Below are 25,832 nucleotides of genomic sequence, written 5' to 3' on the forward strand. Positions count from 1 at the left end.
CCCGCACCCAGCCAAAAGCGCAGGCGTCAATACCGCAGCACCTGCCCGGCCTCGCTCACCACGAACTTCTGAACATCCGCAAACCCCGGCGGATCCAGTTCCGCCAGCACCTGAAAGGGGCGCTGCGGCAGGATGATGGCGCGCTGGGTGCGGGTCGCCCCGGTGTCCGCGCCGCGGCCGCCAAAGGGGTCGAGCGCAAACACTTCCCGCTCCACGGTGCCGAACCAGCCTGCGCGCTCCTCGCGCACGTCTTCGCTTTTCAGCTCCTCCAGCGTCCAGGCCAGGGCCCAGTCCTGGCCCGCGGGCGCCTCCGCCTGCTCCAGCACCCGGCGCAGCGGCCCGGTCTGCTCGGTATAGGCCGAGGAATACATCGGCCCCACGTGATAGCGGCGCAGCTGCTTGGGGTGCAGGTCGCCGAAATCCTCGTCAACCCCCTTGGCAATGGTCACCAGCTTCAGCCCCGCCAAGGCCTGCGCCATCAGATGCGCCTGAACCTCAGGCCAGCGGCGTTCGTCCTTCGGCAGCGCCACCTTGCCGCTGTCCTCTAGTTCCATCAGGTAGATCACCGGCAGGTTCACCTGGCTGTCATAAGCCGCCCAGTGCAGCAGGAAGCGCCGCCGCCGCTCGCCGATGTTTTCCAGCCATTCGCACTCCGGATCGTTCTGGACCCAGAACAGCTGCCCCTTCAAGAGCTCCTGATAGTACAGCCGCTGCGACAGGGCGAACTGCAGCTTCGCAGGCACCGCCCGGTCGGAGATGATGGTCCGCACCATATCGTCCTTCAGCTGCGCCTCGCTGGCCATATTGGCCAGATGCCGCTCCGCCTGCTGGGCGTCATTGGCCATGGTCATCAGCTCAGCCGCCACCGGAAAGCCGCTGTCGCGCTTGTCCATCGCTAGGCTGCCAAAGAAGCGGCCCGTGTCGCGCCCTGCCATCAGGTATTTCATGGAGAGCGCGCGGAAGGTGAAATTGAGCCGCATCAGATAAGCGGTCAGCACCTTCACATCGGATTTCGACAGCCGCCCCTCCGCCTGCATCGCCGCCGCCACCCGCGTGTGGTGCCGGATGATGGTCTCGAACTTCTTGAAGTACCGGCGCGAGGCGAAGGTATCACTGAGGCCCGTGTGATCGTGGGAGGGATCGGTCATGGCTTAGGCTTCTTGTAGTTTTCGCCAAATATGCGCTTGGCATGGTCTTCTCCGTACAGGTTTGCCGTGCCTTCCCCTAGGCCATAGTCGCGGAAAGAGTCCGCACAGGCCTGAATGAACCAAAGAAAGGCAATCACAATGCCGATAAAGGCAAAGACACTTGCCACCATCGCAAAGGCCGGAGCACTGAGGAGATAGGCCATTGCGCTGCACAGCGTGAAACCAGCCAGCCCTGTGCCAACCCCATTTCTGAACATCCGTTTTTCGAACTTTGTCATGCTCGCACCAGTGTTTGCAGCTTTACCCAGCCGGCGCTGTGCGCCGGCCAGCGCCCGTCCCGCCCCCCACGGGGCGGGCGCTTCACGCCCTCCCCGCCGGGCCGGACGCTGCTATCAGCCGCAAACGGGGTCATAAGGTTACCCCCCATAAAGGTTCTTGTCGTGCTTCTCGACAATCGCGGCAAACCGGCGGGCAAAGCGTTCATCGGCCTTGGCCTTCTTCTCCAGCACGTCGCGGGCAAACACCATGTTGCCCTCATGCGCTTCCAGCATGTCGGCCATCTTCTGGTTGGTCGCTGTGCCGATCGCCGCCATCGCGGTCTGGGCTTCCTTGTCGGTCTGCACGCCGATCTCGTTGATCCTATGCGCCACATCCTGCTGCTGCGCGGTCTTCAGCGATTTGGTCAGAGCGTCATACAGCACCACCCGCTGCTGGGTGTCCGTCTGCAGCTTGTTGATCAGCACCATCTGCGTCGCCGCCTGGTTCTGCAGGCTGTCGACCCAGGTCTTGCCCTTCTCGATATAACGCTCCAGCGTCTGGGACTTGGCAAGCTTCACCTGCTCCTCCTGCACCAGCGCGTTGTACTTGGCGTTGATGTCGGCCAGCTCGGTCTCCAGCTTGGTGCGTGCCACGGCGTCCTGCTCGACCGAGATCTTGTTCTCCAGCTCGATGATCTGCGGGTCCAGCGCCACGATCTGCGCGCGCACGCCCTCCAGCTCCTGCACCGTGAACTCGCGGTCGTCCAGGGTCGCCGAGAGGTTCACCTGCACCTTCTCGCGCTGCTCTTCCAGCGTGGACAGCTGGCCTTCCAGCAGCTTCACGATCACATCCGACTTGGCGATCAGATCCTGCAGCTTGTCGTCGATATTGGCGGTCCGCATCCGCTCCTGGCGCATCGAGTCCGACTTGCCGCGGCTGAAGAAACCGACAAAGCTCTCCCAGCCGGTCTTGTTGCGCATCTCGTCGAAATCCTTGGAGAACGCCGCAGTCACATCATCCAGCCCCATGATCAGCTCGGCGATATTGGCGTTCATCACCTCGGTATGCGCGTGCACGTCTTCCAGGGTGGCGTTTTCAATGTCGATACTGGCATCCTCGCCCGCCTCGATCTTGCTGCGCGCAGCTTCGATGCGCGAGGTCAGCGCCTCGATCCTGGACTGCGACTCGCGCACCTTCTCCTGGCTGTCCGACACCATTTTTTCAAATTGGGACACACTCATCGCATCCGCTCCTTCCCTGTCAAATACCTGATCCTGATATGGGTATGTAAATAGACTTTACATCCCCTGGGGCGGTGCAATTCCGCCCGTTTCAAATGCACTGTTGCAGACAGGCCGCACAAAGAAAAGCCCCGGAGGATCCCCCCGGGGCCGCATCACGGAAACAGGGCGTTTCACATGGTCTGCTGCTTGCCCAGCACCAGGAATGTCATCATCCCGAAGGGCGGAATGCTTTCCTGCACCTCGACCTGCAGCCGGTCCTCCTGCAGCACCGTTTCCAGCGCGAAGTCCGAATGCCAGCCGATCACATTGGCCAGGGGCGCCGACAGCTTCTCGAGCGACGCCCGCACCCCCTTGCCGCTCTTGAAATGATTGGTGACCACCAGCTTGCCACCGGGTTTCAGCACCCGCGCGATCTCATGCATCACCTTCTCCGGGTCCGGCACCACCGACAGCACATGCATCGCCGCCACCGTGTCGAAGGAATTGTCCGGGAAGCCCAGCTGCCGGGCATCCATCTGCCGCAGCGCCTCGACCTGTTTCAGCCCCTGCTCCTGAACCTTGCCCCGCGCCTTCTTCAGCATGTCGTGGCTGAAATCGATGCCGGTCACCTGCAGATGCGGCGCGTAATGCTGCAGCGACAGCCCGGTGCCGACCCCAACCTCCAGCACCTTGCCCTCGCGGGAATTGATGTATCGGGTCGCCCTGCGGCGGCCCGAGCGCGTCACCGCACCGAATGTCCTGTCATAAACCGGCGCCCAGCGCGCATAGGATTCTTCAACTGCTTTGATATCCAATTCGTCCCTCCCCGGACGTATTGGGCTAGCCCTTTGGCTTGGAAACCAGCCCCCAAATCACCATCGCAACGTAGCCGAGGCATAGCACAACCAGCACCGTCCATGCATAGGTCAGTAATGCCGCAGCCATGAAGGCAAAGCCCACAAGCAAGTACTTAACATTCTCACGTGAAATTTTAACTGCTTTCGGCGACCAGGTCGGGATGTGGCTGATCATTGCCAGCCCCACCAGCACCATGTTGAGACAGATCAGCAGGTCATGCAGCACCGGTTCGCGGCTGCCATAGGCAAAGGAAGCGAACATCGGCAGCAGTGCCAGCAGCGCCCCGGCAGGCGAGGGAATGCCCTCGAAAAACCCCTTGCGCAGTTTCGGCGCGTCTTCTTCCGACTTGCTGCTGACATTGAACCGCGCCAGCCGCACCACGCAGCAGACCGAGAACACCAGCACCGAGATCCAGCCGATGCCGCGCATGTCTTGCAGCGCCCACAGGTAAATCACCAGCGGCGTCGCCACGCCGAAGTTCAGGAAATCGGCCAGCGAATCCAGCTCCGCCCCCATCTTGCTGACGCTGCGCAGCGCCCGCGCCAGACGCCCGTCCAGCCCGTCCAGCACCGCCGCCAGCAGGATCAGCATCACCGCCAGCTTGAAGTTGCCGGAGATGGCAAAGCGGATCGCCGACAGCCCGGCGCAGATCGCGCCGATCGTCATCAGGTTCGGCGTCAGCTGGATCAGCGCAAATTCCGATTTCTTCTTTTCCGGGGCGTCATACATGGCGGTGGCTCTTTCTTCCTCGCGGGGCGTGTGTGTGCCTCGGCAAGAGGGTAACATCCGGGCAGGCTATGCCGTGGCGCACATATGCCCCAAGACCCGCCGCGGCGCAACGGTCGTGCCTGCCGTGCGGGATCAGCCCTCGTTCCGTCTGGTGAAAAGCCGTCCGGAAACCGCCAGCCGCTGGGGCAGCGGCACCTGCCGGACGCGATGACAGGACATTCGCACAAACCACGCCCGTCCTTCACGATTTGTTAGATGCCCATAGCGATTATGCCATTCAGCGGCATTTGCTTCAAATGAGGAAAAATAAAAGTTGCTTGAACGACAAACACCTGATCCGGCTCAAGAATTCTGCCATCATAGATCCCGGGACGCGGAAAGACTCGTCCAGTCCGCAAAGTCCGAACCCCTGACCGATGGCGGCATCCGGACCTCACAGCTCCTCTCCGAAGCTCTCAGCATCGATCCCTGCCACCACGAAGCGCAGGTCTTGCAGGAACGGCTCCACCAGACATTTGTCCCGCGCTGGCATTTTCCGATGCTCGCGGACAAGGCGCGCAACAGCGCCTACGCCAGGGCCATCGAGGCCAAGGTGAAGCCCGGTGACGTGGTTCTGGACATCGGCTGCGGCGCCGGTTTGACGGCCATGCTGGCGGCGCGCGCCGGTGCAAAACATGTCTACACCTGCGAGCAGCAGCCGCTGATCGCCCAGGCCGCGACGCAAGTGATCGCGGACAACGGCCTGAGCGACCGCATCACGGTGATCCCGAAGTGGTCGCATGACATTGTAGTGGGCGAGGATATTCCGGAGCAGGCAGATGTGGTGATCTCGGAAATCGTCGACACCGTTCTCCTCGGCGAAGGCGCGCTTGCCACACTCACCCATGCCATGGCCGCGCTTGCCAAGCCAAACGCGCGCGCGATCCCGGAACGGGGAACGCTGTTAGCCCAGCCAGTGGAAAGCCGCCAGCTGCTGGACCTCTGGCGCCCGCAACAGGCTGAGGGCTTCAACCTCAGCGCCTTTCACCGCCTTGCGCGCGTCGCGCAGCTTACCCCAAACGATTTCGAAGCCTGCGAACTGCGCCCCCTGGGTCCGGCAACAGAATTGTTCGCGTTTGACTTCACCCGGCCGGACATCAATCCGGCGCGCACCACAGCGGAACTCGCCTGCGCCCGCGCGGGGACAGTCCATGCGGTGCTTGTTACCTTCGAAATGGATCTGGCCCCCGGCATACACGTGGCGAACGGGCTGCACTCCGGCGGCCACTGGGGGCGGACAGCCTTCCTGCTGGACAGCCCGGAACCGGCAACGGCCGGGGACCGCCTGACGGTGACCGCGCAGCATGACGCGTCCCAGCTCAGCCTGTCGGTGCACGCCCCGCTTCCCTGCACCGAAGACGCGCCTTCCGCCGCCCTGTGGATGTCCCCGGCCTGGAATGCAAACCGCCCGGTTCGGGACACCGGCAGCGCACCTCTTCCGGCAGCATTGGCGCGCCCGTCGTCTGCAGCCGCCGGCATCGAAAGCCAGGGGCGTTCCTATCACTAGAACAGCCGGCCCGGCTCACCCGCGCCCGGCAGCGCGGCTGCGGCACCGAGCGCAAATCGGCTTCCAGTGCACCCGCCCGGTGCACTGGGGGTGTACAGGGAGTGCACGGATGGCACCCCCTGCATTTTCAAATTTAGTCCGCCTCAGCCGACGACGTTGAACTCCGGCCCGTAGGGGTATTTGGTGATGTTCTCGTTGCCGTCCTCGTGGATGATCAGGATGTCATGCTCGCGGTAGCCGCCGGCCCCCGGCTGGCCGTCGGCGATGGTCAGCATCGGCTCCATCGAGATCACCATGCCCGGCTCCAGCACCGTGTCGATGTCCTCGCGCAGCTCAAGGCCCGCCTCGCGGCCATAGTAGTGCGACAAGACGCCGAACGAATGGCCATAGCCGAAAGTGCGGTACTGCAGCAGATCCCGCTCTTCAAAGAAGGCATTGATCTTGTGGGTGATTTCCGCACAGCTCGCGCCCGGTTTCAGCAGCGAGATACCCAGCTCATGGGCCGCCACATTGGCCTCCCAGATGCGCAGGGACTCGGCATCCACTTCCTTCACGAACATGGTGCGCTCCAGAGCCGTGTAGTACCCTGAAATCATTGGGAAAGTATTCAAAGACAGGATGTCGCCGCGCTCCAAGCGTCGGCCTGTCACCGGGTTGTGGGCGCCGTCGGTGTTGATGCCGGACTGGAACCACACCCAGGTGTCGCGGTATTCCGCATCCGGGAAGCGTTTGGCGATTTCCAGCTCCATCGCATCGCGGCCGGCCATCGCCACGTCGATCTCCCGCGCGCCTTCCTTGACAGCATCCCGGATCGCAAAGCCGCCGACATCGGCCACCGCCGCACCGGCCCGGATCATGTCCAGCTCAGCCGCGGATTTGCCCATCCGCTGGCGCATGGTCGGCTCATAAAGATCAACCAGCTGCGACGGCTTCAGGAAGCCTTCCAGCTTGGCCTTTTGCAGCAGGGTCAGGTGATCGCTCTCATAGCCGACAACCGCGCCCTCGCCGCTTACCGACTTGATTGCACGCCAGAAATTGTCGCGCTGCCAGTCGGTGTAGGTGATGTTGTCGCAGAACGAGCGGCGCCAGGGCTGGCCCGCATCGATGCCGGCCGAGATGGTCACGGCTTCGCTTGCGGTCACCACCAGGCCATAGGGACGCCCGAAGGCGCAGTAGGTGAAGCCCGAGTAGTAGGAGATGTTGTGCATCGAGGTGAAGACCGCGGCGCTCACCCCGGTCTCGGCCATGATCTTGCGCAGGCCCGCTATCCGCGCCTCATACTCAGAGACGGCAAATTGCAGCGGCGCCTTCTCACCGTTGTGAAAACGGTACATTTCAGGACGTGCAGTCATATCAGACCCTTCCTTCTTACAAGAAAGGTCCCGGCGTTCAGGACAGTTTTGGAATGTGGGGGCTGGCATGTATTCCATGCGGCGACGCCATCGCCTGGCCCCTAAGCCGGAAGATGCGGCGGAATGCGGATTCTGGCAAGAAGTTTTTTATACCCCATAGGGTGGGCGATTCCGCCCACCGCCGCCGTGCTCAATTCACAATCAGCGCCACCAGATCGCTGTCCGGATCCGCAAGCGGATCGATCACGTTGAAATGATGCTTGCCGAAGGCAATCACGTGATCCGCGCTCCAGGCTTCCACCAGCCAGACCGCCTGATCCAGGAACGCCGGGCGCTCCTCGCCGCCGACCCAGACGGTGACCTCCGCCGGAAAACGGTCCTGCATCTCCACCGGGCTTTCCGCCACGGCGGCAGCGGAATCCATCTTGAACTTCTGGTTCATTGAGGTGCGCAGAAGGGGCAGCAGATCCGCCAGCGGCGAGATCGGGATCACCGTCTTGATCCGCTCGCCCACCTCAGGCGGCAGCAGCGCCCTGTCCAGCATCCGCGCCACCAGATGGCCGCCCGCAGAATGGCCCGCCAGGGCAATCGGGCCGTCCACTTCCTCCGCAACACGCGTCACGGCCGCTGAAATCTGCCGGGTGATATCTGCGATCCGCACGTCCGGGCACAGGTCGTAGGACGGCATCGCCACCGCCCAGCCGTGCGACATGGCGCCGCGCGCCAAGTGTGACCAGGAGCTCTTGTCGAAGGCCAGCCAATAGCCGCCATGGACAAAGACAAACAATCCCTTGGGCGTGCCCTCCGGCAGAAACAGGTCGAACCGCTGCCGCTCCCCCTCGCCATAGGGAATGTCGAGCCGGGCACGCTCATGCAGGCTGTTGCGGAAGTCCTCCGCCGAGGCCGCCCAGCGCGGCGGGTATTGGTCTGCGTTCTCGATATAGGCCCCGTTGGCATAGGCATCATCCAATTCCATGCCCAGTCTCCCCTGTTCTTATTCTTTGCGGCTACCAGACAGTCTGGCACAGCACATGTCAAATTGCTTGCCCCAAAAATCTTCGCCGGAAATTTGATCAAATTCTGGACTCATCAATCCTTCTGGACATATCAATGCGCAACTGCTTTGCATTCCAGCAACAGAACACCCGGGAGGCCCGCAATGCTTGACGCAACCACTGATCTGAAATCCCTGCTCAAAGACCCCAGCCTGCTGGAAACCCGCGCCTATATCGGCGGCAAGTTTGCCGATGGCGAAGGCACCTTTGACGTGACCAACCCGGCCCGCGGCGACGTGATCGCCCAGGTCGCCGACACCAGCCGCGCCCAGGTGGCGGGCGCCATTGCCCAGGCCGATGCGGCGCAAAAGGACTGGGCCAAATGGACCGGCAAGGAGCGCGCCAATGCGATGCGCAAGTGGTTCGACCTGATGATGGAGAACCAGGAGGACCTGGCGGTGATCCTGACCGCCGAGATGGGCAAACCGCTGGCGGAATCCCGCGGCGAGATCGCCTATGGCGCCTCCTTCATCGAGTTCTTCGCGGAAGAGGCCAAGCGGATTTACGGCGAGACCATCCCCGGCCACCAGCGCGACAAGCGCATAACCGTGTTGAAGCAGCCGATCGGGGTTGCTGCCTCGATCACCCCCTGGAACTTTCCCAACGCGATGATCACCCGCAAGGCCGGCCCGGCGCTGGCCGCAGGCTGTTCCTTTGTCGCCCGCCCGGCGGCGGAAACCCCGCTGTCGGCCATCGTGCTGGCCGTGCTGGCAGACCGCGCGGGCATCCCGGCAGGTGTGTTCAGCGTGGTGCCGTCATCGCGCGCCTCCGACATCGGCAAGGAGTTCTGCGAGAACGACGCGGTGCGCAAGCTGACCTTCACCGGCTCAACCGAAGTGGGCCGCATCCTGTTGCGCCAGGCCGCGGACACGGTGATGAAATGCTCGATGGAGCTGGGCGGCAACGCGCCGTTCATCGTGTTTGACGACGCCGACCTGGATGCCGCCGTCGAAGGCGCCATCATGTGCAAGTTCCGCAACAACGGCCAGACCTGCGTCTGCGCCAACCGGATCTATGTGCAGGCCGGCGTTTACGATGCCTTTGCGGAGAAGCTGAAAGCCGCAGTCGAGAAGATGAACGTCGGCGACGGCCTCAAGGACGGCATCCACTTCGGCCCGCTGATCAACAAGGAAGCGGTCGAGAAGGTGCAGGAGCATATCGCCGATGCCACCGCCAAGGGCGGCGAAGTGATCCTGGGCGGCAACCCGTCGGAACTGGGCGGCAGCTTCTTCCAGCCGACCATCGTCAAGGGCGCAACCCAGGACATGGCCTTTGCCACCAACGAGACATTTGGCCCGCTGGCGCCGCTGTTCAAGTTCGAGGACGAGGACGAGGTGATCGCGATGGCCAATGACACCATTTTCGGCCTCGCGTCCTATTTCTATGCCAAGGACCTCTCCCGCGTGTACAAGGTGGCCGAGGCGCTGGAATACGGGATCGTCGGGGTCAACACCGGCATCATCTCCACCGAGGTGGCCCCGTTCGGGGGCGTCAAACAGTCCGGCCTGGGCCGCGAAGGCAGCCACCACGGCATCGAGGATTACCTGGAGATGAAATACATCTGCATGGCGGTTTGATCCGTCCCGCGGACCGGCACAGCCGGGTCAGTGCCGGGTCATCGTCCCGGCCACCCGGCTGATGGCACTGGCCCAGGCGGACTCGGTCTCCGGGTCCAGCTCCGCCCCCAGAACATCGCGCAAAGCGGCGATCAGCGCCCGCTTTGCCGCCTCCGTCTCACGCGGGTCGAGCTCCAGATGGGCGTGCTCCTGAGCCAGCTGGGTGCCGATATCTTCCAGCGTGCGCGGATCATCCAGATTGCGCACACAGAACGCGATCATCGTTGTCAGCATCATTTTCTGCTTCACGAAATTGCCGCGGAACATTGCACGCACCTCAGGCAGCATTGTGAACAGATGCACATAGAACCGCTCCGCCAGATCCGCCTTACGGGCGAATATGCCGGCAAAGCTCTGCTGAACATGCTGTATCTGCTGTGGTCCCATGCAGTTCACCCGGACCGCGCATTGACAGCACCGGCGGGCGGTCAAACACCAGTGCGACGACCATTCACCGCCCCAGTGTGCCGCCAAATTCCTAACAATCGGTTGCGTCTTGCAACCCTGGCCCGTTCCTGCCTCCGCGGGAACAACCCCGCGAAACCGGAAAAAGCCCCCTGGCAGGGCCAGGGGGCTTCTTGTGCGCGAACCGGGAACCGAAGGATCAGTTGACCGCTTTGGCCTCGATCTCCGGGCGGTTCGGGCGGGAGGAGGAGATTTCGATCCGGCGCGGCTTCAGCGCCTCCGGCACCTCTCGGTGCAGATCGATATGCAGCATGCCGTTCTCATGGCTGGCGCCGGTCACATGCACGTGGTCGGCCAGGGTGAAACGGCGTTCGAATGCGCGGGTGGCGATACCGCGGTGCAGGAAAGTGCGGCCTGCGCCGTCCTCTGCCCTCTTGGCGGACACGACCAGCGCGTTTTCCTTCACTTCGACGTTCAGGTCTTCGTCGGAAAAACCGGCCACAGCGATTGAGATGCGGTAGCTGTCGGCGTCGGTCTTCTCGATGTTGTAGGGCGGGTAGCTGGACTGGGCGGCATCGGCGCTCAGAGCGCGGTCCATCAGGCTGGCGATCTGGTCAAAGCCGATAGTGGCACGGTGCAGCGGTGCAAAATCAAAAGTACGCATTTTCCATCCTCATTCATGAGCGATTTCAGGATGCCCTCCCCGCGGGGACAGGCTGATTTTAACTCCGGGCCCCAATCAGCGGCTGCCCGGATAATTCTGAGATAGGAAGGGAAAATACGGCTTCAAGAGGCGGGTCAGTCGCCGACGCTGACAAATTTCGCGCCGCCCGCGGATCCGCCGCCGCAGACCCGGATCCGTTTGATCCGCCGGTCCGGCGCGGCCGCCGGATTGCGGCGCAGCTGCGCCTTCAGCTCGGCCACCCGCTCTGGCAGCTTCATGCCGAACGCCACCTGCCTGCCCTCGTATTTGCCGCCGCCGGAGACCAGCGCCAGAATCCGTCCGCGCCCGCCGACCTGCGAGAACACCGGCGCCCCTGAGGAGCCGAAGGTCACGTTGCAGTCGATCATCAGCACATCCTTATGCTCCCCCATCAGGTTGCATGCGCGCTGGCGCGACAGCGCGTCGGCCCGGCCCAGGCCATAGGATGTCACTGAGATTTCACTGCCATAATCCTGGCCCGAATGCAGCGCAAAGGCATCCGCCTGGCCGCTGAGGATCGGCTCTGCCAGTCGGATCAACGCCACGTCATGGCGGATGTTTTCCATATTCAGGCGCGAGCGCGGGTTGTAGCCGGGATGCGCCGCGATCTGCAGCGCCTGGCGTTCGGCAATCGCCACCCCGTCCTGCAGGCCTGCACGGAAACTGACTTGCTCCACCGGGCGCATGTCCCCGTTTCGGTCATAGACGCAATGGGCTGCAGTGAGGACCAGCTCCGGCGCGATCAGCGTTCCGGTGCAGAACCCCTGCCCGTTCAGCTCCAGCCGCTCGACGGCCTCCCAGCCGAACAGGTCATCGCGGTCGGTCAGGCGGCGCAGGCCGCTGCTCTGGGCCATTGCGCCCCCGGCCTCCGCCAGCATGGCAACACCCAGTATCAGCGCCCGCCAGATCATTGCTTGATGAACTTTGCGCCGGAGGAACTGGCCCGCTCCCCCACCTTCACCCGGCCCACGCCGGGCGGCAGCTGCCCGCCGGTGGCAACTCCGGTCAGCTGCGTCTGCAACAGGGTCAGTTCCTCGGCCAGGGCAGATCCCAGCGACACCCGCTTGCCGCTCACCTCCGCCTTGGCAGAGACCACCGAGACGATCCGCGGAGTGCCGTCCTCAAAGGAGAACACCGGCGCGCCGGAGGAGCCGAAATCCACATCGCAGGACATCACCAGCACCCCCTGCTGCCGCGCCATCACTGCGCAGACCTCCTGCAAGGACGGCGCCTCGGAGCGGTCATGGGCATAGGACACCACACCGATCTTGGCCCCCTTACGCGGGCGTTCCTCTGTCTCAAACGGCGTTACGGTGGTGTTGCGGATCGGGCGCTGCAATTGCAGCAGGGCAATGTCGTTGCGCACCCGGTCCGTCGACAGCTCGCCGCCATAGACATAGGAGGGATGCTGCACCGCCCGCCGCACGCTGCGGTAGGCCGAGGCGCGCCCGTTGCGCCAGCCGGCCAGGAATTCGATGGTGGCAGGGTCGATCGGTGCCTTGGTGCGGCTGTCATAAAGGCAATGGGCAGCGGTCAGCACCAGGTCCGGGGCGATCAGGGCGCCGGTGCAGAAGCCCTTGCCATTCACATCCAAGCGCCCGACCGCTTCCCATTTTCGGCCTGCATCAAGGGTATCCATCCGCTGCAAACGGCTGTCTTGCGCCAAGGCGGCGGCTGGCAGCAAGAGCGCTGCAACCGCAAGAATCCACTGCCTCACATGCGTCTCCTCTTATCCACCGCTGGGAGATTATCTGTCTGTTCAGGCAAAATTACGGCAAGCCCGCGGTGAATGCAGCCCGATTCTTTTGCGAAGAGGTCAACGCAGGACGGGCACCTCCGGTGCGCGCTTGCCTGGTGCCGTCATCGCAGGCGGCTGCGGGCCGCCGGTGGCCCAATCCAGCAGCTCAACCGTGTGCACGATCGGCAGTTCGGTGCCGGAGCCGATCTGCATCATGCAGCCGATATTGCCGGCGGCGATCAGGTCGGGCTGCTTTGCCTCCAGCGTCTTCACCTTGCGCGCCTTCAGCTCTGCAGAGATTTCCGGCTGCATCAGGTTGTAAGTGCCCGCCGACCCGCAGCACAGGTGGCTGTCGGCTGGCTCCACCACGGTGAAGCCAGCCCGTTTCAGCAGTGTCTTCGGATGGGTCTTGATCTGCTGGCCGTGCTGCAGCGAGCAAGCGGCGTGGTAGGCCACGGTCAACCCCTTCTCCTCGCCCTCGGGCAGCTCAAGCTGCATCAGCAGCTCTGAGACATCCATTGCGATGGCCGAGACCCGGACCGCATCCGCCGCCAGCGGCTCATTGCGGAACATGTGGCCGTAATCCTTGACCGTGGTGCCGCAGCCCGAGGTGTTGATGACTATGGCGTCCAGCCCCTGCCCGTCCAATTCCGCCGCCCAGGCTCGGATATTCTTCGCCGCGGTGGTGTGGCTTTCCGCCTCGCGCCCCATGTGATGGGTCAGCGCGCCGCAGCAGCCCGCCCCCTTGGCCACCACCACTTCGCAGCCAAGCCGGGTGAGCAGGCGGATGGTGGCGTCATTGATATCGGTGTTCAGCGCCTTTTGCGCGCAGCCGGTCATCAGCGCCACGCGCTTCTTGCGTGGCGCCTTCGGCGCAAAACTCTGCGGGTCGTCATTGCGGCTGACCGGCGGGATGGTGGCGGGCGCCATGTCCAGCATCGCGCGCAGCCGTGCATCCGGCAGCAGCCCCGTGAACGGCTTCGCCAGCTTGGCTCCCAGCAGCGCCAGCCGGAACCGGCCCGGATAGGGCAGGATCCGCGCCAGCAGCCAGCGCAAGGCGCGGTCGCTCCAGGGGCGGTCATAGTGTTTCTCGATATAGGCGCGCGCATGATCCACCAAGTGCATGTAATGCACGCCCGAGGGGCAGGTCGTCATGCAGGCCAGGCAGCTGAGGCAGCGGTCGATGTGCTTGACAGTCTTGGCATCCGGCACCCGCTCGTTCTCCAGCATGTCCTTGATCAGATAGATGCGGCCGCGCGGGGAATCGAGCTCGTCGCCCAGCACCTGATAGGTCGGGCAGGTCGCGGTGCAAAAGCCGCAATGCACGCAGGTGCGCAGGATTTCGTTGGCGCGTTTGGTGCCGGGGTCCTGCAGCTGCTCTTCGGTGAAAGTGGTCTGCATGTCTTACCCCATCAGGCCTGGATTGAGGATGTCGCGCAGATCGAACTGCCGCCGCAGGCCTTCGGATATTGCCGCCAGCGGTGCGGGCTGCGGCTGGAACACACCGAGCCGCGCACGGGTATCCTGCGAAGCACGGACCACAGTGGCATGGCCTGGCACGTTGATGCGGGCGCGCAGATCGGTGCCCCCCGGCACCAGCGCCCAGATCAGTCCGCCGCCCCAATCGAATTGCAAGGCTTCTGCTTCCAGCCGCGGGGCCAGTTCCACCGCGTCGCCAGGCTTCACCGAAATCCGCCAGACATCCCCCGCCCGCTCGTGGAAGGCAGACACATCGCGGATGCCACGCCACAGCCGACCGGCATCCTCCTGCACTTCCGCCAGCCCAAAGGGTGACAGCAGCTCCGCCAGCTTGGCGCTTCGGTAGACAGCGGAGTCCTGAAACCCCTCCACCCGGATGTGCGCCTGATATGTGTCCGCATCATAGGCCGCGCCGGTGACATCATAAGGGGAGCCCAAGGCCGCCGACATCATCCGCACTGCACCGGGCAGATCCACCCCGGTTACGGTCACGGTGGCAGTGGCCTCGGCCTGCGGCAGCACCTTCAGCGAGACTTCCGTCAGCACCCCCAGGGTGCCATGGGCGCCGCACATCAGTTTGACCAGATCATAGCCGGTCACGTTCTTCATCACCCGGCCGCCGTTTTTCACTACCTGGCCGGAGCCGTCCACGAACCGCACCCCCAGCAGGTGATCCCGTGCGGCACCGGCCTGAATGCGCCGGGGGCCGGCGACATTGGCGGCAATCACCCCGCCGATGGTCGGCTCGCCAACCGTTCCCAGCAGCCCGCGGTGGTCCATCGGCTCAAACGCCAGCCGCTGGTTTTGCGCGGCCAGCAGCGCCTCCACCTCGGCAACCGGCGTGCCCGCCTTTACCACCAGCGTCAGCGCACCGGGCTCATAAAGCTCAACCCCGGACAGTCCGCGGCTGCTCAGGACCTCGCCTTCCACCTCCAGCCCGCGGGTGCCGCCGCCCTGAATGCTGAATGGCCCGCTTGCGCCAGCAATGGCTTCGGCCAGTTCCGCCTCGCTCCCTGGTGTCATCATCATCTTCTTTGTCCAAATACTCTGGGGGTTTGGGGGCAAAGCCCCCATCACTCGGCAGCCAGCGCCACGGCCCGGCGGCCCTCGGTCACCGACAGCGGAAACACCTTGGCCGGATTGAGCAGCCACTTGGGGTCAAACACATCCTTGACCTTCAACTGCGCCTCCAGATCTGCCTCAGTGTACTGATGCAGCATCAGATCGCGCTTCTCGATCCCCACGCCATGCTCGCCGGTCAAGCAGCCGCCAGCCTCGACACACAGCTTCAGGATTTCGGCGCCAAAGGCCTCGCAGGTTTCCAGGTCGCCCGGCTTGTTGGCGTCAAACAGGATCAGCGGATGCATGTTGCCGTCGCCCGCGTGGAACACATTGGCCACATCCAGACCGAACTCCTTGCTCATCTCGCCGATGCGGCGAAGCACAAAGGGCAGCGAGGACACCGGGATGGTGCCGTCCAGGCACATGTAGTCGTTGATCTGCCCCATCGCACCAAAGGCCGACTTGCGGCCCAGCCAGATGCGGGCGGCCTCATCCGCGTCGTCGGCCTCGCGCAGTTCCACCGGGTTGTGGGATTTGGCGATCTCTATGATCAGCCCCAGCTGGTGATCGATTTCCGCAGGGCTGCCCTCGACCTCGATGATCAAAAGCGCCTCGCACATCGGGTAGCCTGCCTTGGCAAAGGCTTCGCAGGCCTCGATGCAGGGGCGGTCCATGAACTCGATGGCCACTGGCAGCACGCCCGCCTTGATGATGTCGGAGACACAGGCGCCGGCCACCTCGTTGCTGTCATAGCCGATCAGCACCGGCCGGGCGCCCTCCGGCTTGCGCAGGATGCGCAGGGTGGCTTCGGTCACCACGCCGAGCTGACCCTCGCTGCCGCAGATCACGCCCAGCAGGTCCAGCCCGCCGGAATCCAGGTGGGCGCCGCCGATCTCCACTACCGTGCCGTCCATCATCACCATGGTCACGCCAAGCAGGTTGTTGGTGGTGACACCGTATTTCAGGCAATGCGCCCCGCCGGAGTTCATCGCGATATTGCCGGCAATGGCACAGGCCAGCTGCGAGGACGGGTCAGGCGCGTAAAAGAACTCCTCCTCCTCCACCGCGCCGGAAACGCTCAGGTTGGTGCGGCCGGTCTGCACCCGGATGATGCGGTTCTCGTAATCGGTCTCCAGCACCTCGTTCATTCGGGCCACGCCCAGGATCACGCAATCCGCGGTCGGCAGCGCCCCGCCCGCGAGCGAGGTGCCCGCCCCGCGCGGCACCACCGGCACGCCTTCCTCGTGGCAGATACGCAGAATATCCGAAACCTCCTGCGTGGTGCGTGGCAGCACTGCCATCAAAGGCGGGCACTTGTAGGCGGTCAGCGCATCGCACTCATAGGCGCGGGTTTCCGCGTCGTCCTGAATCACTGCATCCGCAGGCAGCACAGCCAAGAGCCGCTCAGCAAGCCGCCCCTTGCAGGCAAGAATGGCGGGGTTCGGGGATGGCATTTCCATTTGGGCCTCCTCTTTGGTAAGATAATATTACCAATTTTACACATCTGGCAAGGGATGGATTGCCGCGCTAGGGTCAGCCCATGATCTGGACCACCCGCCTTCAGCAGTTTTCCCTCCTTGACCTCGCCGCACTAACCCTGCTGATCGCAGGCTGGCTGTGGATCGGCTGGCGGATCGAGAACCCACCCGCCGGACGGCTCTCAGTCTCCCTTCTGATGGAGGATTTCAGGCGCGACTGGATGAAGCGGATGGTGGAGCGCGACCCGCGGATCTTCGACGCGCAGCTGGCGGGCAATCTGCGTCAGGCGACCGCTTTCTTTGCCTCTGCCGCGATGATTGCCATCGGCGGCGGACTGGCACTGATCGGCAATACCGAGCAGCTGGCGGGGGTGGCCGAAGATCTGATCCAGGACAGCGCCCCCGCCTTTGTCTGGGAGGTCAAGATTCTGGTAGTGCTGCTGCTGTTGTCCAATGCGTTTCTGAAATTCGTGTGGGCGCACCGCCTGTTCGGTTATTGCGCGGTGCTGATGGCGGCAGTGCCGAATGCCCCCACTCATGACCTCGCCTATCCCCGCGCCGCGCAGGCGGCTGAGATCAGCATCACCGCCGCGCGCAGTTTCAATCGCGGTATGCGGTCGACCTATTTCGCCCTGGCCGCGGTGGCCTGGCTGGCAGGTTCCCTGCCGCTGGGCGCGGCGGCGCTGATCACCGTGGCGGTGCTGTACCGGCGGGAATTCGTCTCGCACTCCCGCCGGATCCTGCTGCGCATCCCGCCGGAAAGCAAAGGAGACACGGTTTCGTGAAACCGTCGCTCCGCCTCAAAAGCTATGGTGCGGGCATGAGACATTTGCTTCTGTCCTTTGCGCTCAGCGCCGCTGCCCTGCCTGCTCTTGCCGAGGAACCGGTGATCGAAGCCGCAACCGCCCGTGCCGATGGCGGCAGTTGGACATTCAGTGTGACCCTGTCCCATCCGGACACCGGGTGGGAGCATTACGCAGACGGCTGGCGGGTGCTGGATATGGCGGGCAACGAACTTGGCCTGCGGGTGCTTGCACATCCGCATGAGCACGAGCAGCCCTTCACGCGATCCCTCAGCGGTGTGCAGATCCCGGAGGGTACAACCCAGGTACAGATCCAGGCCCGCTGCCTGGTGAACGGCTGGGGCCAAGACACTCACGTGCTTACTCTGCCGTGACTTCATCTTTCTGAAAATACTCGCGCCGCAGGCATACGCCGCAAGGCGCATTCAAACCCGGTGATAGGGGCTGCCCGCCAGAATGGTCGCAGCGCGATAGACCTGCTCGGCCAGCATCACCCGCACCAGCATATGAGGCCAGACCATCTTGCCGAAAGAAATGGAGAAATCGGCCTCCGCCCGCAACGAAGGATCAATCCCGTCCGCGCCGCCGATGATCAGCGCCAGGTCCTGACGTCCGCTGTCGCGCCAGCCGGCCAGCTTGTCTGCAAAATCAGGGGAGGACAGGACCTTGCCACGCTCGTCCAGGGTGCAGATCACCGCGCCCTTGGGCAGCGCCTTGCGCAAGAGTGCTGCCTCGGCGGCCATGCCTGCGTTCTTCTTGTCCTCGATCTCCACCACCCGTGCAGGCCCCAGGCCCAGCGCACGGCCGGTCCGGTCGAACCGGGTGAGATAATCGTCGATGAGGGATTTTTCCGGGCCAGCCCGCAACCGGCCGACCGCACAGATATGCAGACGCATGAATTTCCTGAAACAATCCGGCCCGCACCCATCGCGCGGGCCTGCATCAAATCAGCCTTTGATTCAGCCTTCGGCTGCCGGAGCCGCCGCGGTGCCTGCAGGCATCCACATCTTTTCGAGCTGGTAGAACTCGCGCACTTCCGGGCGGAAAATATGGACGATCACATCACCGGAGTCGATCAGCACCCAGTCGCCGGCATCCTTGCCTTCGACCTTGCAGGTGATCCGGTACTCCTGCTTGAGCCGGTCGGTCAGCTTTTCCGCCATTGCAGCGACCTGACGGGTGGAGCGGCCCGAGGCCAGCACCATGTAATCGCCGATCGAGGTCTTGCCGCGCAGGTCGATCTGCACAACATCTTCGGCTTTGTCATCGCTGAGTGAGGAGAGAATCCGCTCCAGCAGCTGTTCGCTGGTGGGCTGGGACTGGGCGGCCATCACGGCTGCCCCATTAACAGCGGCATCCGCCGCTTGAGGTACGGGTGACAGGACATAGTCCTCCTTGCAACGCGCCGCCTAGCCCCGGCGCCGGGCCTGTTAATAATGTAGCAACCGGATGGTGAACTTTCAATGAAACCCCACCCCGGCGATGCAAGCCCTGTGCTTTATCCGTCATTGCCGGAAGGTGCAACCCTCACCGGCAGCGGGTCGTTCAGCATCCGCACCTCGCGCTGCGGGAACGGGATCGAAATGCCCTGTGCCTGGAACGCATCCCACAGCGCCAGATAGACATTGCCGCGGATGTTGGTGAGGCCGCCGGTGGGGTCGTCGATCCAGAACCGCAGCACGTAGTCGACACTGCTGTCGCCGAAGCCGGTGATGTGGCAGACCGGCTTCTTGCTGCCGTAATGCAGCACCCGCTTGACTCCGCAGGCCGCCTCAATCGCGATCCTGCGGACCTTGTGCGGGTCATCGTCATAGCCGGTGCCAAAGGTAAGGTCGAGACGGACGTATTTGTCGGAATGCGACCAGTTCACCACCTGTGTGGTGATCAGATCCTCGTTCGGGATCAGGTATTCCCGCCCGTCGCGGGTGACAACCGAGACATAGCGGGCGCCCAGCGAATTGATCCAGCCGAATGTGTCCCCCAGCGAAATCACATCCCCCGGCTTGATCGACTTGTCCAACAGGATGATCAGCCCCGACACCAGGTTCGACACCACCTTCTGCAAGCCGAAACCAAGGCCCACGCCAATGGCACCGGACAGCACCGCCAGACCGGTCAGGTCGATGCCGATAGCCTTCAGCCCGATGAAGAAGGCACCGCCGAACAGCAGGATTTGCGCCAGCTTGGCCGCCAGCACCTGCATCGAGGGGGAGATGTCGGAATTGGCGCGGATCCGGTTCGCCGCCACCGAGGAGATCACCCGCGCCAGCGTCAGCATCACGCCAAGGATCACCACCGCCTGCACCACCAGGAACAGCGAGATCCTCAGATCTCCGAAACTGATGGCGACCCCGTCCATCAAATGCACCGCTTCTTCGGTGATGCCGAGAATACGCAGGGTGATCCAGATCCAGGCGCCGTATTTCACCAGGTTGCGCAGCAGCGGGTTGCCGACCAGCCTGGTGGCAAAGGATACGATCAGCCAGGCCAGCGACAGGTTGGCGATAACCGTCAGAAGCCGCGAACGGCTGGGCCAGGTCATCTCCTGCATGATCAGGACAACCATCCAGATCAGCAGCACAAACAGGATGCCGCGGATCCGCTTGTGGACCACCAGCCCGGCGCGGATCCGCCAGCGCGGCCAGCCCTCCCGCGCACGCAGCCAGTCATGAAAAGCGCTCTTCAGAGGCCGGCCAATCAGGGTGGCAAGCACAAAAACAGCTAGCACGATTCCCGCCTGATAGGCGTTCCAGGGCCTTAGCAGCAGCTCAATGCCCTCCGCTGCCAGTTCCCACAACTGCTGGCCAAGCTCCAGTGCTTCAGCGGTGCTTTCGGCAATCGCGTCTCTGGGTGGTGTCTGCTCTTCAGGCTCCATCGCGCGCCCCTCTTTTTTCTCAGTCTGCCGCCGGGCGGCGTCCGGATCAAGGAAAGAGCCCGCCTGCAGGGCCGCCCTACCGGCTGGAACGGGCGTTAGCCGGTGTACAGGGGATGCACAGGGGGTGCACGCCCTGTGTCGCGCTGGCTGGGCGGGTTGGCGCATTCCTTTCCGCCCATAGAACGAATCTTGATTGCCGGCCCGCCGGGATGTATCTGACAGCCATGACCCTCGTATTGGCGCAAAAGATCGAACTGCAAGACCGCGCACGGCTGCGCGAACGGTTCTTTGGCGCCGCCCGCACGGTCCTGGCGCGCCTATAAGGTGCTTGCCCAGCCCAAAGCCAGCATACCCAATACATCACGGGAGAGGACCCATGTCCCCCAAGACACTCTATGACAAGATCTGGGATGCGCATGTTGCGCATGAAGCAGAGGACGGCACCAGCCTGCTCTATATCGACCGCCACCTGGTCCACGAAGTGACCAGCCCGCAGGCCTTCGAGGGCCTGCGCATGGCCGGCCGCAAGGTGCACGCGCCCGAAAAGACAATCGCGGTGCCGGATCACAACGTGCCGACCACGCTCGACCGCGCCAAGGGCATCGAAAACGAGGAAAGCCGCATCCAGGTCGAGGCGCTCGACAAGAACGCCAAGGAATTCGGCGTGCATTACTACCCGGTGGATGACATCCGCCAGGGCATCGTGCACATCGTCGGCCCGGAACAGGGCTGGACCCTGCCCGGCATGACCGTGGTCTGCGGTGACAGCCACACCGCCACCCACGGTGCCTTCGGCGCGCTGGCGCATGGCATCGGCACCTCCGAGGTGGAGCACGTGCTGGCCACCCAGACGCTGATCCAGAAGAAGTCCAAAAACATGAAGGTGGAGATCACCGGCAAGCTGAAGCCGGGCGTCACCGCCAAGGACATCACCCTGGCCGTGATCGGCGAGACCGGCACCGCCGGCGGCACCGGCTATGTCATCGAATACTGCGGTGAAGCGATCCGCGATCTGTCGATGGAAGGCCGCATGACCGTCTGCAACATGGCGATCGAAGGCGGCGCCCGCGCCGGCCTGATCGCGCCGGATGAAACCACCTATGAGTATGTCAAAGGCCGCCCGCACGCTCCGAAAGGCGCCCAGTGGGAAGCCGCGCTGAACTGGTGGAAGACCCTCTTCACCGACGAAGGCGCGCATTTCGACAAGGTCGTCACCCTGAAGGGCGAGGAGATCGAGCCGGTTGTGACCTGGGGCACCTCGCCCGAGGACGTGCTGCCGATCACCGGTGTGGTGCCGAACCCCGAGGATTTCTCCGGCGGCAAGGTCGAGGCGGCCCGCCGCTCGATCGAGTACATGGGGCTGACTCCCGGTCAGAAGCTGACGGACATTGAGATCGACACCGTGTTCATCGGCTCCTGCACCAACGGCCGCATCGAGGACCTGCGCGCCGTGGCCGAGGTGGTGAAGGGCAAGAAGATCAAGGACGGCATGCGCGCGATGATCGTTCCGGGTTCCGGCCTGGTACGGGCGCAGGCCGAGGAAGAAGGCCTGGCCGAGATCTTTGAGGCCGCCGGGTTCGAGTGGCGCCTTGCGGGCTGCTCCATGTGCCTGGCAATGAACCCCGACCAGCTGGCCCCGGAAGAGCGTTGCGCCGCAACCTCGAACCGGAACTTCGAAGGCCGCCAGGGCTACAAGGGCCGCACGCATCTGGTGTCGCCTGCGATGGCCGCTGCCGCAGCACTGACCGGCCGGCTGACGGATGTGCGTGAGCTGATCTGAGCCTGAGGGGCCAACGATGCCGTCCAGCCCTTCCCTTCCCGCGGTCGCAAGCCTGTGGATCGGTGACAGCCTGAACTGGCTGCACGAACTGTCCTTGGCCAGTTTCGTGCAGCGCGGCCACGAGGTTGTGCTGTTCCACACCGGGCCTGCGGCGCCGCCGGTTCCGGCAGGTGTCCGCACCTGCCCGGCGGCGGAGATCTGGGACCCTGTCAAAGCAGGGCACGGGGAGGCGCCGGCCTCAATGCTGTCGGATCTGTTCCGTCTTTATCTGATGAAACAGACGGACATGATCTGGATCGACACCGATATGCTCTGTTGCCGGCCGTTGCCGGACGCGGACTATCACGTCGGTTTTGAGCCGACACGCTCGATCAATGGCGCGGTGCTGCGGCTGCCGAAAGGCTCGGCAACGCTGAACCATCTGCTGGACTGGTTCGAGGACCCCGAATTCGTGCCGCCCTGGCTGGGCCGCAAGGTCCGCAAGGACGTGGAAGCCGCACCGCCCGGCAGGCGGCTGCTGACAGCCTTTGAGCTGCAGCGCCCGTCGCTTGGCCCCCGGGCGCTGGACTACACGCTGCACCTGACCGGCGAGGTTGAGCACGTCCGCGAGCCGGACGTGTTCTATCCGATCCGCGGCGTTCTGACCGACGTGCTGTTCAGCGGCAGCTGCCAGGCAGACGGCTGGCTGACCGAAAACACGCTGGCCGTTCATCTCTACGCATCCATGGTGCGCCGCTACCACAAGGCGCACCGGCCCGAAAAACACAGCTTCATCGCACGCCACGCGCAGGAGATCGGCTTCGATCTCAGCGGTTTGAAGCACCAGAAACAAGGAAACGAGTAATGGAAAAGTTCCAGAAACTGCAGGGTATCGCCGCCCCGATGCCGCTGGTGAACATCGACACCGACATGATCATCCCCAAGGTGTTCCTGAAATCCATCCAGCGCACCGGCTTCGGCAAGAACCTGTTCGACGAAATGCGTTTTAACCGCGACGGCACCGAGATCGAGGATTTCGTGCTGAACAAACCGCAGTACCGCAACGCCGAGATCCTGGTGGCGGGTGACAACTTCGGCTGCGGCTCTAGCCGTGAGCACGCGCCCTGGGCGATTGCCGATTTCGGCATTAAGTGCATCGTGTCGACCTCTTTTGCCGACATTTTCTTCAACAACAGCTTCAAGAACGGCATCCTGCCGATCGTGCTGCCGCAGGAGCAAGTCGACATCCTGATGGCCGACGCGGAGAAAGGCGAAAACGCCCGCATGACCGTCGACCTGGAAGCGCAGGAGATCACCACCTCCGATGGCGAAGTGATCCCGTTCGAAGTGGACGCGTTCAAGAAGCACTGCCTGCTGAACGGTCTCGATGACATCGGCCTGACCATGGAAAAGGCCGACTCGATCAAATCTTTCGAGGACAAGGCCGCGCAGGAACGCCCCTGGGTCTGATCCCGGCCTCGGCTGAAACACCTGAAAACCGCCCTGCCCGGGGCGGTTTTCTATTGCCCGCCAGATTCGTGCCGCATTTCCGCCGCAATTGCCTGCCGCATTTCCGCCGCAATCGCCTGTTGTTGACCCGCTTGTGCGCCCTGCCCGTGGACACACAGCATCTGGTAGCGCGCGCCAAGGCCCTCAATTTCCACCAAAACCCTGATGCAATCCGGCATCAGTGCAGTTGCGAAAGTGGCCCCGCACACGCTGCGGCCTCTTGAGCGGAAAGCTGCCTGCCTGCCACAATGGGGCAAAAATGAGGCAGAGCACCCCGGAGCACTTTGCGGGGGGCTTCAAATCCGGACCCAAGAGGCAAAACGCCCGTGCCGGTTTGAAGGGAATGAATAACGTGTTTGCACGCATCACAGGCGCGGCGTTCCGCGGCATACTGGTGGCCATGCTGTTTGCAATGCCAACGCTGATTCTGCCGGCATCCGCCACCGATTCGCCAGAGATCATCCTGTTTTTCGCGCTCCTGGGCTCGGCCTTGGCCTTCAGCGAATACGCCTCCCATTTCCCCAGCTTCATCGAATTCCGCAATGCCCCGCCCATCAACCGGATGCGTTTTGCAGCGGCAGCAGCCACCGTTGGCGCGCTCAGCCTGCTGGCGGCGCATCCGCAGGCCCCGACCGGGCTGACGGCCCTGGTGCAGCGGCTGGGAAGCTGGCTGGGCGGCCAGCTCGATTTTGCCTACTCTCCGGTGCAGCTGACAGTGCTGATGATGCCGCCGCAGGTGCCGGAAACTGTGGTGCTGATGGTGCGGGATGCTGCCGGGCTCGCCAGTGCGGTTGCGGCAATCGCAATTGTCGTCTTTGCGCTCGTCATCCGGGTCGGCCACTGGCCGGTGGGCAGCGGCGCCTTCAACGTCTGGGTCAACCTGCCGCTGTTTGATCCCACCACCGGCGGCGACGTGGTGCAGCGGCTGCAGCGCGACGGCCGCGTCAACATCATCGGCGGCGTACTGCTGCCCTTTGCCCTGCCTGCCGCGGTCAAGCTGGCCTCCGGTCTGGTCGACCCCGGCATGCTGGCCGCGCCGCACATGCTGATCTGGGTGATCAGCGCCTGGGCGCTGGTGCCTGCCTCGATGATTATGCGAGGCATGGCAATGCTGCGGATCGCCGGGCTGATCGCACAGAAACGCCGTGCCGCCTGTGTTGATCCTGACGAGGCCCTGCAGACCGCATGAGGCGGCTGGCGGCGGGTCTCCTCCTGATCCTTGCCGCCGGAGCGGGCTGGGCTGAGACTCTGCGCATTGCCACCTTCAACACGGAACTGTCGCGTGACGGGCCGGGCCTGTTGCTGCGCGATATCACCCGCGGCAGCGATCCGCAGGTTGCTGCGGTGGTGGAGGTGATCGCCGCCGCGCGGCCGGATGTGCTGGCGCTGCAAGCGTTCGACTGGGACTTCGAGGGCCGGGCGCTAGCGGCGCTGGCCGCACGGCTGGCGGATCAGGGGCTGGACTACCCTTACCGCGTTGCGCTGCAGCCGAACTCGGGCCTGCCGCCCCCAGCCCCGCTGGACATGGATGGCAATGGCAAAGCCGGTGAGCCGCGCGACAACCAGGGGTACGGCCGGTTCCGCGGCCAGGGCGGCATTGCGCTGCTGTCCTGGCTGCCGGTAGATCATGACGGCATCCGCGACTTTTCTTCTCTGCTGTGGAAGGACCTGCCTGGCGCCTTGCTGCCCCAGCACCCGGATGGCAGCCCCTTCCCTTCCCCCGAAGCGCGGTCGGTGCAGCGTTTGTCTGCAACCGCCCATTGGCTGGTGCCGCTGGAACTGCCGGATAACAGCCGCCTGAATATCCTGACCTTCCACGCCGCGCCGCCGCTGTTCGACGGGCCGGAAGACCGCAACGGCAGGCGCAATCACGACGAAATCCGCCTCTGGCAGCTTCTGCTGGACGGCGCAATTGGCGCGGCACCCGAACCACCCTTTGTCATTGCGGGCGACGCCAATCTCGACCCGGAGCGCGGCGAAGGGCGTAGAGAGGCGATCCGCAGCCTGCTGGCGGATCCGCGACTGCAGGATCCTCTGCCGCAGAGCCCCGAAGCAGGCACCGCAACGGTGGAATGGCAAAGCGCGGGCCGCATGCGGGTGGACTATGTGCTGCCCTCTGCCGGGCTGACCATAACCGGCCGCGGCGTGGTCTGGCCGGACGGCCCGGATGCCCCCGCAGCAACCGCCAGCCGCCACCGGCTGGTCTGGGTGGATTTGCTGCTGGACTGACCGCATC

The 25,832-nt window shown here is 63.8% G+C and carries 27 protein-coding genes; 10 read left to right on the top strand and 17 right to left on the bottom strand.

Features of this window, described 5'->3' with window-relative positions; genetic code table 11:
* Nucleotides 1-26: 26 nt before the first annotated feature.
* From AC58NV_RS11895 to pssA, 5 genes are all read right to left on the bottom strand, one after another.
* The gene (locus AC58NV_RS11895) at nt 27-1,148 is read right to left on the bottom strand and encodes a hypothetical protein (RefSeq protein WP_497227326.1); all 1,122 of its coding nucleotides are present in this window, start codon (nt 1,146-1,148) and stop codon (nt 27-29) included.
* Entirely contained in the window at nt 1,145-1,426 is a 282-nt protein-coding gene (locus tag AC58NV_RS11900) for a hypothetical protein (protein WP_497227327.1), read from the bottom strand. The genes AC58NV_RS11895 and AC58NV_RS11900 overlap by 4 nt, the downstream gene beginning before the upstream one ends.
* Nucleotides 1,427-1,564: 138 nt before the next feature.
* The gene (locus AC58NV_RS11905; RefSeq protein ID WP_497227328.1) at nt 1,565-2,647 is read right to left on the bottom strand and encodes a hypothetical protein; all 1,083 of its coding nucleotides are present in this window, start codon (nt 2,645-2,647) and stop codon (nt 1,565-1,567) included.
* Nucleotides 2,648-2,820: 173 nt separating this feature from the next.
* Nucleotides 2,821-3,444 (bottom strand): class I SAM-dependent methyltransferase, encoded by a 624-nt coding sequence (locus AC58NV_RS11910; RefSeq protein WP_497227329.1) that lies wholly within the window; start codon nt 3,442-3,444, stop codon nt 2,821-2,823.
* A gap of 25 nt (nt 3,445-3,469) precedes the next feature.
* Nucleotides 3,470-4,216, bottom strand: a complete 747-nt coding sequence (gene pssA, locus AC58NV_RS11915; RefSeq protein WP_497227330.1) for a CDP-diacylglycerol--serine O-phosphatidyltransferase — start codon at nt 4,214-4,216, stop codon at nt 3,470-3,472.
* Between the two features lie 538 nt (nt 4,217-4,754).
* On the opposite strand from pssA, the gene AC58NV_RS11920 reads away from it, so the two are divergent.
* Complete coding sequence (locus AC58NV_RS11920; RefSeq protein WP_497227331.1) at nt 4,755-5,762, top strand: class I SAM-dependent methyltransferase; 1,008 nt, start codon at nt 4,755-4,757, stop codon at nt 5,760-5,762.
* Nucleotides 5,763-5,905: 143 nt separating this feature from the next.
* Here the strand turns inward: AC58NV_RS11920 and AC58NV_RS11925 are convergent, their stop codons facing one another.
* The gene (locus AC58NV_RS11925; RefSeq protein WP_497227332.1) at nt 5,906-7,114 is read right to left on the bottom strand and encodes an aminopeptidase P family protein; all 1,209 of its coding nucleotides are present in this window, start codon (nt 7,112-7,114) and stop codon (nt 5,906-5,908) included.
* A gap of 190 nt (nt 7,115-7,304) precedes the next feature.
* A complete protein-coding gene (locus AC58NV_RS11930) occupies nt 7,305-8,090 on the bottom strand; it encodes a hormone-sensitive lipase (RefSeq protein WP_366660634.1) in 786 nt (261 codons plus the stop codon).
* A 183-nt stretch (nt 8,091-8,273) separates the two neighbouring features.
* Between AC58NV_RS11930 and AC58NV_RS11935 the strand changes: the two genes are divergently transcribed.
* Entirely contained in the window at nt 8,274-9,746 is a 1,473-nt protein-coding gene (locus AC58NV_RS11935; RefSeq protein ID WP_497227333.1) for an NAD-dependent succinate-semialdehyde dehydrogenase, read from the top strand.
* Between the two features lie 27 nt (nt 9,747-9,773).
* Here AC58NV_RS11935 and AC58NV_RS11940 read toward each other — a convergent pair whose 3' ends face one another.
* The 7 genes from AC58NV_RS11940 to AC58NV_RS11970 all read right to left on the bottom strand — a co-directional run bounded on the left by AC58NV_RS11940 (nt 9,774) and on the right by AC58NV_RS11970 (nt 16,632).
* Nucleotides 9,774-10,172, bottom strand: coding sequence for a globin domain-containing protein (locus tag AC58NV_RS11940; RefSeq protein ID WP_497227334.1), 399 nt, complete (start codon nt 10,170-10,172; stop codon nt 9,774-9,776).
* A gap of 217 nt (nt 10,173-10,389) precedes the next feature.
* Nucleotides 10,390-10,854: an Hsp20 family protein gene (locus AC58NV_RS11945; RefSeq protein WP_497227335.1), complete on the bottom strand. Its 465-nt coding sequence runs from the start codon at nt 10,852-10,854 to the stop codon at nt 10,390-10,392.
* A 134-nt stretch (nt 10,855-10,988) separates the two neighbouring features.
* The gene (locus AC58NV_RS11950; RefSeq protein ID WP_497227336.1) at nt 10,989-11,804 is read right to left on the bottom strand and encodes a trypsin-like serine peptidase; all 816 of its coding nucleotides are present in this window, start codon (nt 11,802-11,804) and stop codon (nt 10,989-10,991) included.
* Nucleotides 11,801-12,610, bottom strand: a complete 810-nt coding sequence (locus AC58NV_RS11955) for a trypsin-like serine peptidase (protein ID WP_497227337.1) — start codon at nt 12,608-12,610, stop codon at nt 11,801-11,803. Before AC58NV_RS11955 ends, AC58NV_RS11950 begins: the two co-directional genes overlap by 4 nt.
* Before the next feature lie 99 nt (nt 12,611-12,709).
* Nucleotides 12,710-14,032: a glycolate oxidase subunit GlcF gene (gene glcF / locus AC58NV_RS11960; RefSeq protein ID WP_497227338.1), complete on the bottom strand. Its 1,323-nt coding sequence runs from the start codon at nt 14,030-14,032 to the stop codon at nt 12,710-12,712.
* Between the two features lie 3 nt (nt 14,033-14,035).
* Entirely contained in the window at nt 14,036-15,133 is a 1,098-nt protein-coding gene (locus tag AC58NV_RS11965; RefSeq protein WP_497227653.1) for an FAD-binding protein, read from the bottom strand.
* Between the two features lie 50 nt (nt 15,134-15,183).
* The gene (locus AC58NV_RS11970) at nt 15,184-16,632 is read right to left on the bottom strand and encodes an FAD-linked oxidase C-terminal domain-containing protein (RefSeq protein ID WP_497227339.1); all 1,449 of its coding nucleotides are present in this window, start codon (nt 16,630-16,632) and stop codon (nt 15,184-15,186) included.
* An 80-nt stretch (nt 16,633-16,712) separates the two neighbouring features.
* Here AC58NV_RS11970 and AC58NV_RS11975 point away from each other — a divergent pair, with 80 nt between their 5' ends.
* Both AC58NV_RS11975 and AC58NV_RS11980 read left to right on the top strand, forming a co-directional pair.
* Complete coding sequence (locus AC58NV_RS11975; RefSeq protein ID WP_497227340.1) at nt 16,713-17,435, top strand: DUF599 domain-containing protein; 723 nt, start codon at nt 16,713-16,715, stop codon at nt 17,433-17,435.
* Nucleotides 17,436-17,470: 35 nt separating this feature from the next.
* Nucleotides 17,471-17,827: a hypothetical protein gene (locus AC58NV_RS11980; protein ID WP_497227341.1), complete on the top strand. Its 357-nt coding sequence runs from the start codon at nt 17,471-17,473 to the stop codon at nt 17,825-17,827.
* 51 nt (nt 17,828-17,878) lie between these two features.
* Here the strand turns inward: AC58NV_RS11980 and rlmH are convergent, their stop codons facing one another.
* From rlmH to AC58NV_RS11995, 3 genes are all read right to left on the bottom strand, one after another.
* Nucleotides 17,879-18,349, bottom strand: coding sequence for a 23S rRNA (pseudouridine(1915)-N(3))-methyltransferase RlmH (gene rlmH / locus AC58NV_RS11985; protein WP_497227342.1), 471 nt, complete (start codon nt 18,347-18,349; stop codon nt 17,879-17,881).
* Nucleotides 18,350-18,412: 63 nt separating this feature from the next.
* Nucleotides 18,413-18,784, bottom strand: a complete 372-nt coding sequence (gene rsfS / locus AC58NV_RS11990) for a ribosome silencing factor (protein ID WP_039191469.1) — start codon at nt 18,782-18,784, stop codon at nt 18,413-18,415.
* A gap of 167 nt (nt 18,785-18,951) precedes the next feature.
* The gene (locus AC58NV_RS11995; protein WP_497227343.1) at nt 18,952-20,328 is read right to left on the bottom strand and encodes a mechanosensitive ion channel family protein; all 1,377 of its coding nucleotides are present in this window, start codon (nt 20,326-20,328) and stop codon (nt 18,952-18,954) included.
* 224 nt (nt 20,329-20,552) lie between these two features.
* On the opposite strand from AC58NV_RS11995, the gene AC58NV_RS12000 reads away from it, so the two are divergent.
* From AC58NV_RS12000 to AC58NV_RS12025, 6 genes are all read left to right on the top strand, one after another.
* A complete protein-coding gene (locus AC58NV_RS12000) occupies nt 20,553-20,651 on the top strand; it encodes an isopropylmalate isomerase (protein ID WP_226429013.1) in 99 nt (32 codons plus the stop codon).
* A gap of 53 nt (nt 20,652-20,704) precedes the next feature.
* Entirely contained in the window at nt 20,705-22,108 is a 1,404-nt protein-coding gene (leuC, locus tag AC58NV_RS12005) for a 3-isopropylmalate dehydratase large subunit (RefSeq protein ID WP_497227344.1), read from the top strand.
* A gap of 16 nt (nt 22,109-22,124) precedes the next feature.
* Nucleotides 22,125-22,952, top strand: a complete 828-nt coding sequence (locus AC58NV_RS12010; RefSeq protein ID WP_497227345.1) for a glycosyltransferase family 32 protein — start codon at nt 22,125-22,127, stop codon at nt 22,950-22,952.
* A complete protein-coding gene (gene leuD / locus AC58NV_RS12015; RefSeq protein ID WP_497227346.1) occupies nt 22,952-23,557 on the top strand; it encodes a 3-isopropylmalate dehydratase small subunit in 606 nt (201 codons plus the stop codon). Before AC58NV_RS12010 ends, leuD begins: the two co-directional genes overlap by 1 nt.
* A 391-nt stretch (nt 23,558-23,948) precedes the next feature.
* The gene (locus AC58NV_RS12020) at nt 23,949-24,785 is read left to right on the top strand and encodes a hypothetical protein (protein WP_497227347.1); all 837 of its coding nucleotides are present in this window, start codon (nt 23,949-23,951) and stop codon (nt 24,783-24,785) included.
* Complete coding sequence (locus AC58NV_RS12025) at nt 24,782-25,825, top strand: endonuclease/exonuclease/phosphatase family protein (RefSeq protein ID WP_497227348.1); 1,044 nt, start codon at nt 24,782-24,784, stop codon at nt 25,823-25,825. Before AC58NV_RS12020 ends, AC58NV_RS12025 begins: the two co-directional genes overlap by 4 nt.
* Nucleotides 25,826-25,832 lie beyond the last annotated feature (7 nt).

It is taken from the genome of Leisingera sp. ANG49, from assembly GCF_059694505.1.